The organism is Methanobrevibacter sp. (assembly GCF_045577275.1).
GTDB lineage: Archaea > Methanobacteriota > Methanobacteria > Methanobacteriales > Methanobacteriaceae > Methanobrevibacter.
The window spans coordinates 1-6,959 of sequence record NZ_JAZNIB010000257.1; the positions used below are offsets into that span (position 1 = coordinate 1).

Annotated in this window: 7 protein-coding genes; all 7 read left to right on the top strand. The window is 31.9% G+C overall.

Annotated elements, in window-relative coordinates; translation table 11 throughout:
• Positions 1-203 precede the first annotated feature (203 nt).
• A complete protein-coding gene (locus ACKI67_RS07510; RefSeq protein WP_407462862.1) occupies positions 204-1,700 on the top strand; it encodes a DUF2193 domain-containing protein in 1,497 nt (498 codons plus the stop codon).
• 179 nt (positions 1,701-1,879) lie between these two features.
• Complete coding sequence (locus ACKI67_RS07515; RefSeq protein ID WP_407462863.1) at positions 1,880-2,653, top strand: MIP/aquaporin family protein; 774 nt, start codon at positions 1,880-1,882, stop codon at positions 2,651-2,653.
• Between the two features lie 346 nt (positions 2,654-2,999).
• Entirely contained in the window at positions 3,000-3,977 is a 978-nt protein-coding gene (gene bsh / locus ACKI67_RS07520) for a choloylglycine hydrolase (RefSeq protein ID WP_407462864.1), read from the top strand.
• Between the two features lie 324 nt (positions 3,978-4,301).
• Positions 4,302-4,850 (top strand): 50S ribosomal protein L15e, encoded by a 549-nt coding sequence (locus ACKI67_RS07525; RefSeq protein ID WP_407462868.1) that lies wholly within the window; start codon positions 4,302-4,304, stop codon positions 4,848-4,850.
• Positions 4,851-4,980: 130 nt separating this feature from the next.
• Positions 4,981-5,418 carry an RNA-binding protein gene (locus ACKI67_RS07530; protein ID WP_407462865.1) on the top strand — a complete coding sequence of 146 codons (438 nt, stop codon included), beginning with the start codon at positions 4,981-4,983 and terminating at the stop codon, positions 5,416-5,418.
• A gap of 99 nt (positions 5,419-5,517) precedes the next feature.
• Positions 5,518-6,492, top strand: a complete 975-nt coding sequence (gene rnp3 / locus ACKI67_RS07535; RefSeq protein WP_407462866.1) for a ribonuclease P protein component 3 — start codon at positions 5,518-5,520, stop codon at positions 6,490-6,492.
• Positions 6,489-6,875 carry an Rpp14/Pop5 family protein gene (locus tag ACKI67_RS07540; protein ID WP_407462867.1) on the top strand — a complete coding sequence of 129 codons (387 nt, stop codon included), beginning with the start codon at positions 6,489-6,491 and terminating at the stop codon, positions 6,873-6,875. The genes rnp3 and ACKI67_RS07540 overlap by 4 nt, the downstream gene beginning before the upstream one ends.
• Positions 6,876-6,959: the final 84 nt, after the last annotated feature.

Genomic DNA, 6,959 nt, shown 5'->3' on the forward strand with positions numbered 1-6,959 from the left:
ATTTAAATATTTTTAATCTATTTTTCAATATAATCTTAATCTTAGAGCAGTTTATTTTAATTTAACATATTGAATGAATTAATTTAATTTAACCTTTTGAATTAATTAATTTAATTTAAATTCTTAAAATAAACTAATTTAATTTAACCTTTTAAATAAAATAAACATTAGCGGTCGAATTTTTTATATAATGTGGTGTTATGATGAATGAATTATATGAAAAAATGATTAATGAATCAGTAGCTGCTCTTCAAGCAGATGTTGATGTAATTAGTGCAAATAGATACAACGACTTTAAGATTACCGATGCAAAACCATATGCAGATGCTGTAGCAGGCATGACCTGTGCAGACGGTCAAGCAAAATCTGTAATTGACTTGCACAAAAAATCTGTAGAAAGCCATTACAAAGTATTGACTTCTGTCGCTGAAACCATCAGACCAGAAGACGATCCATTTATTGAACATTACCAAACTCCTCCTATTCTTGAAATCCTTTGTGAGGAAGATGGTGAATTTGCAGACAGTTTGGCTACATTTATCCAAGCTATTGCTGACAGTGAAACATTGATTACCAAAGAATCCGTACGTCGTTACGGTGGATTCTATGGACCTACCTGTGTAGTGGACTTCGCTTTAATGCCAGGAAGTACTTCCAATGTAGTAAACCAAATCTTGAAAACCATTCACATCCCTGTAATGCACAAACAAGCTATTCTTTCTGCAAAATCATGGGGTATGAACACTTCCTATGGTATTGGTGACTCATTTGCTCATGCAATTGAAAACGGTGCATCCGCTGCAGAAGCAGCTGCAAAAGAAGTCGAATCAATGCAAATGATTTACAAAGAACCTGTAGAAGCTCAAGGAAAATTGATGGATGATGCAGGACACTCCTCCTTTGATGTAAGAGCATTCATGGAAGGATACAAAAAAGAAATGAGACCTGTTGTCAAAGCTGCTATGGATGATGGTGTACACTATGGTAACATTGTAACCGTACCAGCATACTGTGTTGGTGATATAGGTCACCACATTGGTCAAGCAAGCTACAACATGTGTAAGGATGACGTAACCTTAGCTATTATTCAAGCAACCGCTAAAGTAATGGAAGCTTCCTTAAAAGACAACATTGGCAAATTCATGCACCCATCACAAGTATTGAACTTAGCAACAGGTGCAACTGCATGTGCAACCGAATACATTCTTGAATTAGACGGATTCAACTCTGCTATGGTTGTAGACTTATTAACCAAAAGATTCCACAACTATGTACAACAATATCCTACCAGAGGTGCAGCTGCAGAATTGCACAACTGTGACTTTATGGACATGATTCACAGAGGTTCCACTTACATTACTGCTGCTAGAAAAGCAAGAAGCAGTGCAAAAATCGATCTCGTACCTAAAGTCAATGGATTTGCAGTTGACTTAGGAGCAATCACTCACAATGAAGTTCTTATGAACCCACAAAGATACACCTATCCTGCTTGTGGAATTACAGTAAGATTCTCCTCATTAATGAGACTTGCAGACTACCCTTGCTTACTTACTCCGGAACCTGTAACTGCAACAATGATGACCAACATCATTGCACTTAACAAAGAAGTTCCTGGTTCCCCTGTAAGAGGATGTAAGAACTGTGCATCTTGTATGATTGATGCAAAACACGAATACTGTCAATGGAAAGAATCTGTATAGATTTCCATTTTAAAATAGATTATAAATTTAATTAAGCCTATTGGCTTAATTATTTTTTTATTTTTTAAATAGATTAATTAGGTTAATTTTTAAGTGATTTGAATTAATTAAATTAGTTTATTTGATTTCAATTTATATTTATCAAATTATCAAATTTAAAATAATTATGGAGGAAAAATATGTCTTCTTGTAATATTACAAAAAAATTCATTGCAGAGCTAATTGGTACCTTTTTCCTAGTGTTCTTCGGTACAGGATCTGCTGTTGTAACTTTAATTATTGATGATGGTGTTGATCCTGGTGCAGCTGGTATTGGACTCCTTGGTGGTTTAGGAGACTGGTTAGCTATTGGACTTGCATTCGGATTAACTGTAATGGCATGTATTTACTTATTTGGAAAAATTTCAGGTGCACATTTAAACCCAGCTGTAACAATCGGATTGCTTGTCAGCAAAAACATTTCATTGATTGATAGTGTTTACTACATCGTAGCACAAGCGATCGGTGCAGTTTTAGGAAGTTTATTATTATTCGTATGTTTAGGTGCTCCTGCAGTAACAATCGGAGGATTAGGTGCAACCGCTCCTGGTCTGAGTGTAGGATATATGCAAGCAATGATTGCTGAATGTATCGGTACTTTCTTCTTGATGCTTGTAGTAATGGGTGTTGCTGTGGATAAAAAAGCAGACCCTGGTGTTGCAGGTATTTCCATTGGTATGACTGTAGCTGCTGTAATCATCGTTCTTGGTGCATTCACTGGTGCATCCATTAACCCAGCACGTACCTTTGGTCCTTACTTAATGGACACCTTACTTGGTGGATCAAACCTTTGGGGATTCTTCCCAATTTATTTAGTTGGCCCTATTGTAGGTGCTATCCTTGCAGCTTTAGTATACACATACTTAGCTAAAGGAACTGATGCTTGTGCATTGCCACAACCATTTGAAGAATAACCCAGCTTTTCCGCTCCTTCGGAGCGCAAAACCTGGACCAAAACTTTTTCACTAGTTGGGAGTAATTACTCTTAACTGGTAACTTTTTTTTTAATAGTTTTCATTGCAATTTTGAGTATTTTTCAATATTTCAATTCTTTTTTCTTAAATTTTTGAGCATTTTTCCACTTTTTTTAATTTTTTTATTACTTTGACCATTTTTCATCATTTTAATTTTATACATTTGTATAATATTTTTTAATTTTTTTATATAAAAGTTTAAATATTAGATGATTATAATATATAATTAACTAATAAGTTTAAAAATATCTAAACAGTTATTAGATTAATTTTGTGAGGGTCAATTATGTGCACTGCAAGTGAATATCTTAGAGCAAATCATTATTTTGGCAGAAACTTTGACTATGAAATTTCGTATGATGAAAGAGTTTGCATAACTCCAAGAAACTACGAATTCAAATTTAGAAAAATAGATGACATGAAATCACATTTTGCTATCATTGGAATTACTGCAGGAATTGATGAATATCCTCTATACTATGATGCAATGAATGAAAAAGGAGTAGCTATTGCAGGTCTTAACTTTGCAGGAAATGCTGTTTATAGGGAAATTGAGGAGGATATGGTGAATGTTACACCATTTGAATTCATTCCTTATTTGTTATCTCAGTCAGAGTCGATAGAGGATGTTAAAGAATTACTTCTGAATCTTAATTTAGTAAATATAAACTATTCAGAAGACCTGCCCTTATCACCTCTTCATTGGATGATATCTGATGAAAATTCCTCTATTATTGTTGAACCTTTAGAAGATGGATTGAAAGTTTATGATAATCCCGTTGGAGTTTTAACTAATAATCCTACCTTTGATATGCAATTATTCAATTTGAATAATTATAGGAACTTGTCTGTTAAAACACCAGAAAATACTTTCTCTAAAGATCTTGAATTGGATACCTATAGTAGAGGTATGGGTGCAATTGGACTTCCAGGTGATTTGTCTTCATCATCAAGATTTGTAAAAGTAGCATTCACTAAAGAAAATTCATTTTCTGGCGAAAGTGAAAGTGAAAGCGTTTCTCAATTCTTCCATATTTTGGCATCTGTTGAACAACAGAAAGGATTGACATTTATTGATGATCCCGATTTATATGAATATACAATTTATTCATCCTGCTACAACACCAATAAGGGTATTTTATATTATAAAACCTATGATAATCATCAAATAACTGCTGTAAATTTAAACAAGGAGAATCTTGATGGCGACAGTTTGATTATTTATCCTTTAATTGATGAGGCGCAAATAAATTTTGTAAATTAATTTTAAATTTTTATTTTTTAATTATCCTTCTTTCTTTTTTTTATTTTCTTAAATTTTATAATGATTTAGATGAAAATAGTTATTATATACAAAAACTTTTTAAATGATTACTGGTAAATATTATAATATGTTAGTATATTTGCTATTTGATAGCATATTTCTAACTGAATTATTAAACTCTTATGGACTATAATATTTAAAATTTGATTAATAATTAAATAGCTATTCACTACTCTATTTAAACTAATACACTTAATCAAAAAAAACCATTTTAAATATTGTCCTTTGGATGTGGCGAAAAGCTGAACAAGAGGTAATAAAATGATGTACAAATATATTAGAGATGCATGGAAAAATCCAGATGAGTCTTATGTAAGAGAACTTATGTGGCAAAGAGTTCCTCAATGGAGGAAACAACCTGCAATCACTAGAATCGACAGACCAACCAGAATTGATCGTGCAAGATCTTTAGGTTACAGAGCTAAAAAAGGTTTCGTGGTTGTAAGAGTAAAAGTTAGACGTGGTGGACGTAGGAAAACTCGTTTCAAACATGGTCGTAGACCAAAAAGAATGGGTGTAAACAAAATTACCATGGCTAAGTCTATTCAAAGAATCGGTGAAGAACGTGTAGCTAAAAAATACCCTAACATGGAAGTATTAAACTCTTACTGGGTATGGGCTGACGGAAAATACAAATACTTTGAAGTAATTTTAGTAGACCCACAAAGTCCTTCTATTAAAAACGACCCTAAAATCAACTGGATTTGTGAAGGTCAGCACAGAAGCAGAGCTCTCAGAGGCTTAACTAGTGCTGGTAAAAAAGGCCGTGGCCGTAGAAATAGAGGAAAAGGTAGTGAAAAAAGATTAAAATAATCTTTTTTTAATTTTACTTTTCTTTTTATTTTTTATTTTTTTACTATTTTTTATAACTATCAACTATTTTTTTTACTTATTTTAAGATTTTTTAAGTTATTTCATAATTTTAAAATTTAAAGGTTAAATCATGATTCACAATATTAGATATCGTGTCTTTATCTACGAAAATGAAGACAAAGATGAAATTTTAGAAGCTCTTTTAAATATATTGCCTACTGCAGAACCTGAAGTTGAGGAAGCAGAAGGGCTTTTAGAAGAGAAAATGCTTATTTTAACTGGAACCATCTCCAAAAAAAGAGAAACAAAGGAATTCCTAAACAATCTCATTTCATCTATTGGAGAAGATCAATTGGTCAAATTGTATAATGACTTGGATAAGAAAATGGATGAAAAAGGTAACCTTTTCTTAAGATTATCCAAAGAGAAAGCTGCAGAAGAGCAGTGGGAAATATTGGACGGTGGAGACAGCATTCACTTAAAGATTAAAATTGCAGCATACCCTGCTAAGAAAGAGGTTGCAATCAATAAGATTTCTGAAATTTTCCCAGAGAATATTAAAAACTAAAACTATTAAGATTAATAATTAATTAAAATATTTTAATTAGTTCTTATAAACTATTAAATATAATATGATTTTTTTAAACAATTAAATTAAGGTAATCAAATGAAATTTTATGATATGAATCTAAGAGGACAGGATTTTGACCAAGATTTGGCTTTAGTTTTGGAAGCCAATAGATTTGGATGGGATTATCTTAATTTAAATTATTCTCCTGATAATTTTGATAAGGCTATTCAGTATAAAGATGATTTAATGGATGAATTGTCTTCTGTTGACTTTAATCAGACCTATAGAAATAAAAATACTAATTTTGAGCATGCAGACATTTCTATGGGAATAAATATTTTGAATGCCAATTCCAATGAGATTAGAAAAATAATCAACAAGTATCGGAATAAAGCTAATTATATAAGCTGTTTAGGTGGAGACTTAAAGATCAATCGCAGCGTATGTGAAAATCATAGGATAGATGTATTGTCAAGACCTTATTATAAAAGAAGGGATTCTGGAATGAATCATGTTCTTGCAAAAGAAGCTGTAAAAAATAATGTAGCTATTGAATTATGCTTTAGGGACATCTTAAACAATCATCTCAGATACAGAGCCAATGTAATAAGCAGCTTTAAGGAGATATTGATGTTTCATCGTAAATTCAAGTTCCCATTGATTCTTACAACAGATTCCAAATCAGTATATCATGTAAGGTCAACAAGGGATATTGTCTCTTTCTTCAAATCAATTGGATTTACCGATAAAGAGATCTATAATGGATTTTATTATTATCCTAAGCAAATCGTTGATTTCAACAGTGAAAGGGATAAGATGATCATTAATGGAGTGAAAGTCATTGAAAGTGATGATTTCACTGACACTTATGACAATTTAGAAAGTGATTTGGAAGAATTTGAGCCATTCGATGATGAATCTGTAGAGGATTTTGATGAATTGGATGATTCTGATATTGATGAAGATTATGAGGATTATGAGGATTATGAGGATTATGAGGATTATGATGATTATGATGATTATGATGATTATGATGATATAGAATTGGTTTTTGAGGAGGAAGAATCATGAAGTTAAAGGTATTGCCTCCCACACTTAGAAAAAATTATCATTATTTGATTCTTGATGTAAAGTCAGAAGTCGAATTATCCAAAGAAGATATGCTACCTATATGTTGGGATGGGTGCATTAGGTATTGGGGAGAGAACCAATCAAGCAACTTTGATTTATGGGTGATGAGACACTATCTTGTCAGTGAAACTATTCAAAATAATGAGCCTATATTTAATTATAAGACAGTCTTAAGATGCGGAAGATCCTACTGTGATGATGTAAGGGTGGCACTGTCTACAATGAAAAGGCAAAACAGGAATAAAATAGCTATCAATACAATTGGGATTAGTGGAACTGTCAAATCAGGAATCAATAAGTTCATTGAGGACATTGATGAATAATCTGTAAAAAATGTTCTTAATTATTTCTTTTTTATTTTTTTTGTTTATCTATTGTTTTAAACATAAATTTTTCATATTTTTTCT

Excerpts from the sequence above, each read along its gene's own strand:
- ACKI67_RS07510 (WP_407462862.1), top strand. The coding sequence starts at position 204 with ATGAATGAATTATATGAAAAAATGATTAATGAATCAGTAGCTGCTCTT.
- ACKI67_RS07515 (WP_407462863.1), top strand. The coding sequence starts at position 1,880 with ATGTCTTCTTGTAATATTACAAAAAAATTCATTGCAGAGCTAATTGGT.
- bsh (WP_407462864.1), top strand. The coding sequence starts at position 3,000 with ATGTGCACTGCAAGTGAATATCTTAGAGCAAATCATTATTTTGGCAGA.
- ACKI67_RS07525 (WP_407462868.1), top strand. The coding sequence starts at position 4,302 with ATGTACAAATATATTAGAGATGCATGGAAAAATCCAGATGAGTCTTAT.
- ACKI67_RS07530 (WP_407462865.1), top strand. The coding sequence starts at position 4,981 with ATGATTCACAATATTAGATATCGTGTCTTTATCTACGAAAATGAAGAC.
- rnp3 (WP_407462866.1), top strand. The coding sequence starts at position 5,518 with ATGAAATTTTATGATATGAATCTAAGAGGACAGGATTTTGACCAAGAT.
- ACKI67_RS07540 (WP_407462867.1), top strand. The coding sequence starts at position 6,489 with ATGAAGTTAAAGGTATTGCCTCCCACACTTAGAAAAAATTATCATTAT.